A 3919-nucleotide genomic window follows, 5' to 3' on the forward strand; every position below is an offset into this window, starting at 1 on the left:
CCTGCGTCCACGATCTTCGAATCATGGTTGCCCATGGATTCAGAATCCTCAGTCAATTACAACTGTAATGCTAGGCCGCAGAACTCCAGCAACGTGTGCCAATCTCTGCCGTTCCGGGCAAGGCGTGATGCCTCGAGCGATACCACGGCGCCAACCCGTTCTTCGCAAATCGCGGACAGCAGCTTCTCGAAACCCGGTCGGACCGTTCCGCCACCGGATCGGCCGAGATCATCATCGACAAGCTGGACGTCTTCCCAGCCAAGCTGCCGCGCCCGTTCGACCAAGCCATACTGGCGTCGTTGGCTCTCGAGATTGTTGACGACCTGATACGCTGTGGATTGGCGGATGTACACGAAAGCGGCACGGGCGAGGTGCGCGGGCGTGATCTTACTCATTGCCTGCTCCCTTTTTGCCGTTGGCCTGAGGCTCGTTGGCCGGCTTCGCCGCCGCTTCCGTTAGCAATACTCGCAGAAGCGCCACCGCCTTCTGGCGTTCGGCGCCACTCATATCGCCGGGCCGGGTTAGGGGAAGGAACAGATCCATTTGCGCACGACACTGCTTTCTCATTGTCGAATCCTCCGGGGCTTTCTTCCTCCGGACGACAGGCTACGAGATGATCAACCAGACTACGCAAGTGAAGGAGTTGGCTGACGGGAAGGCGCGGAACCGTTACAATCTCCATCGAACATGCCGCCGGATCGAACATCCAGCTCGGCACCTGAAAGGTACCGCCCTGCGGTTGCCGAATCAGGAAATAATGAACACCGTCGTGCTCATGGTCGCCGGTCACCAGGACCGTCCGGCCGACCAGCGGGTGGTACGGATAGGCGATCACGGCTTCGAATGTCAGAAACCCGGCACTATGGCCCCGGCTCGGAAGGCGGCGCCGAGACATGGGCCATTCTCGCGTCGCTCATCAACACGGCAAAGCTGCAAGACATCGACCCGCGGCATTATCTGACCGATGTTCTCGAGCGCATCGTCTCTGGCCGTACAAAGATCAATCAGCTGCACATGCTGTTGCCGTGGAATTGGAAGGCCGAGCGCGACAGTTCGCAGGCAACGCTTGCCGCCTGATCAGTTCGACGGCAAGGCATCTGGAACTTCCTGCGCATCGCTGGCGTCGTCATAGATCTCCTCGCGGATCACGCGCAGCGTCATCTCGTGCAGATAGACTTGCAACGCCCTCTCCAGCTCGGTGAGCTCCGGTAGCAGAACCTTGTCGACGAAGCCGCGTGACGCACGGATCATCACGGTGTTGCGTCGCTGGCGGCGATAACGAAACGGCCGCAGCCCGTACCGGCGGCAAAGTGCCAAGAACAGCTGCCGCGACCATTGGTCAGGAAGTGACAATTGCTGCTCGATCGGCGGATCGTGGCGAGCCAGTTCCTCGAACCGGGCACGGCACCCGCTGTAGCGCAGCTTCCGCCGCAAGGCGCTCACCAGCAGTTCCGGCACCCGCGAACAACGCCTCGATCTTCCGAAGCTTCTCGCGTAGCTGCGACTCGCTGGTCATTCCGAGGTCCCCGTTGCCCGCTCCAACCCGCGATCACCCCATCATCACACAACGGCAGCGTCAATCACCTCGATCGGCCAATCCAAAGCATTCCGCGCAAGTCAAGGCCGGGCACGGTGATCCTCTCGTGACGCTCACTGACAAACGGCTGAGCTGCCAAAAGCTCGGCGTCAGCGCATGACGCCCGATCGAACATCCATGCTGGAACCTCCAACCATCGATCCGCTTCCAGAGAGCAGCGGAAAGCAACATCATCAGCTTTTTCGACCTTTCCATGAACGCAAACTCGGCGGCCAAACCAGGGATGAAATCGATAAAGAACCTCGCGAAGAACGGTTTTGTGGGCGTTCTTGAGCCTTGTTGTACAATGGCCGGCGTCCCCACTCGAGCCTTGACGGCGGCACCCCGGATCAAACTTACTTCAACCCGCTGCCGTTCCGCGCGGCAGCCTAACTCTGGCAGAAGCTCCACTTATCGACGCGGAATTGCTGTTCAGACAACCGGGGCCAGCTCACTCCTCGATCGTGGCCTCAGGGGCTTGCAGTTGCTGGTTCTGATGTCTGCCGAGGTCTTGCAGCATCGCGGATTATCTGCCGGCGGCGCAGCTGCCGTCGTTTACAGGTGGCCATTACGGTATCTCGCTTTGCCGCAATAAAATTCATCGGATGCATTCTTGCATACATTTCTGTAGAAGTCGTCCCCGTCTTCCGTCGCGTATCCGGCCCCGGCAAAGCATCCTCTTGCGTTTTCTTGTAGCGTATGTCTGACCCCGCTCGCATTATCAAACACGGCATTCAGACAGCCAACAAGTGCCACCACATCATCCTTTGATAATCGCTCCTCGCCATTCATCATTCTCGCGTGATTGATGCAAACAGCAACGTTGAATGATGTGAAAGAGTCGCTTAGACCTGAGCAGTCTTCAAATCCATTTCCAACATCATTCAATTTGAAATGAGAAATCGGAAGGTATCGCATCTCTCTGACCTCCCTGTGCGAGAAATCTTTTGATGGTACCAGCCCCATCCCCGAAAGTGCTCTATGCAAATGGACGGATGCGTCGTGAAAAAATGGGCCCATCACACTAGTGTTTCTTCTGAGTAAGCCCATTTCCATATCTTCCCGAGCGAATGGCCTAGTCATTCCCATCTTTTTGTTTTCCGCCAGAGACAGCCATCCCTTTTCATGAAGATATGGCATCAAAACCTTGTGAGCACTTCCCCAGTTGTTTTCATAGACCCGGCTGAACGTTAAAAATGCTTGGCCCGCAACAAGTTGCGCATCGTCACAAAGGCGCCTGTCGCCATTGAGGTGGGCTTCCAGTGCTTCAACGGCCTCCTTGGGTGAAAGAGATCTTTCGCTTTCAACTTTTTCAATGAAATCATTTAACCCTCTCTCAATGAACGGCCTTGTTATCGTTCTTGATGCATAACCCGTAGAACCGGTTTCTTCATTCTTAACCCCTGACAGGGAGTACTTATTTTTCCTGAGGTACTGCGGGGAACTGGTTAAATCTAAGCTCTCCGGCACCATCGTCGGGGCATGTTTTGAAATACCCTCAAATGTCATCTCACGCCCTACGAGGCATTTGATATTTTTCATGATGGAGTCGTGTGCCTGCTCCGTATTTACCAGGTTCTTGATGTGAACCTTGGTCGCCGCACGGTAGTCTACCATGGACGCGAAATGATTACTTCCAACAATTCCTGAGGCTTTAATTTGATTGCCGATATGGGCCTTCTCTTCGTCGGTGAGGGCGCAATGAACTTGATAGTATTTTTCCGCTTGTTTTTGGGCCTTGATGAGTCTGGTGTCGCTGCTGAACCCCCCTTTTCCGTCGTGCAAGGACGTAGTGGAGAGGAAAAAGTCATTGGCCGCTTTGTTATAGAGATACGCCGCTCCGGCCATCCCAAAAGCGTACTTCATCACGCGACGGGCAAAACCCAGCAAGTTGCCGCTCCCGCGTGCTTCCTCTCCGCCACTGGATGTCGAGCTTTGATTTGACTCGCGAGAACCAGAAGCGATCTGTCGAGAGGCAGGAAAATTGGTCGGTGCATTGGTATTCGCTTTGGCCCTGTGCGGCGTTACCAGCAAGCTCTGTGGTGAGATGATGTCGGTACGTTGCGCTGTCTGCAACACCATTCCCGATTGACTGTTTGTGATCCGCATTGTTCCTTAACTCTCAGTAAGAGTATTGTGGCCACTGAATCGGCATCTGGCAGCGATTGGGACAGTACTATTGCGTCGAGTAACGTGTGCAATGCGTCGAAATGACGCCGCCATCCATCTCACGTTTCAACGATTGCCGCCAACTCTCGAACTCGCTCTTACTCATAGGTCAGAAATATAGGCGACATTGTTGCGGCGTTGGTGTATGCTATCGGCATGAAACGCGACGGCCGA

Annotated in this window: 2 protein-coding genes and 2 pseudogenes; 1 reads left to right on the forward strand and 3 read right to left on the reverse strand. The window is 55.1% G+C overall.

From position 1 onward, the window contains the following. Nucleotides 1-71: 71 nt before the first annotated feature. Nucleotides 72-395, reverse strand: a pseudogene (locus tag AAFX91_RS39705) (recombinase family protein); the annotation flags it as partial. A 475-nt stretch (nt 396-870) separates the two neighbouring features. Here AAFX91_RS39705 and AAFX91_RS39710 point away from each other — a divergent pair. After that, a pseudogene (locus AAFX91_RS39710) lies at nt 871-1077 on the forward strand (transposase domain-containing protein); the annotation flags it as partial. Here the strand turns inward: AAFX91_RS39710 and AAFX91_RS39715 are convergent. Together AAFX91_RS39715 and xopAG are read right to left on the reverse strand one after the other, a co-directional pair. After that, nucleotides 1078-1458, reverse strand: a complete 381-nt coding sequence (locus tag AAFX91_RS39715; protein WP_394570129.1) for a hypothetical protein — start codon at nt 1456-1458, stop codon at nt 1078-1080. It lies immediately after the preceding pseudogene. A 673-nt stretch (nt 1459-2131) separates the two neighbouring features. Beyond that, nucleotides 2132-3685, reverse strand: coding sequence for a XopAG/AvrGf1 family type III secretion system effector (xopAG, locus tag AAFX91_RS39720; RefSeq protein ID WP_394570130.1), 1554 nt, complete (start codon nt 3683-3685; stop codon nt 2132-2134). Nucleotides 3686-3919 lie beyond the last annotated feature (234 nt).

Source organism: Bradyrhizobium sp. 31Argb (genome assembly GCF_043638955.1).
Taxonomy (GTDB): Bacteria; Pseudomonadota; Alphaproteobacteria; order Rhizobiales; family Xanthobacteraceae; genus Bradyrhizobium.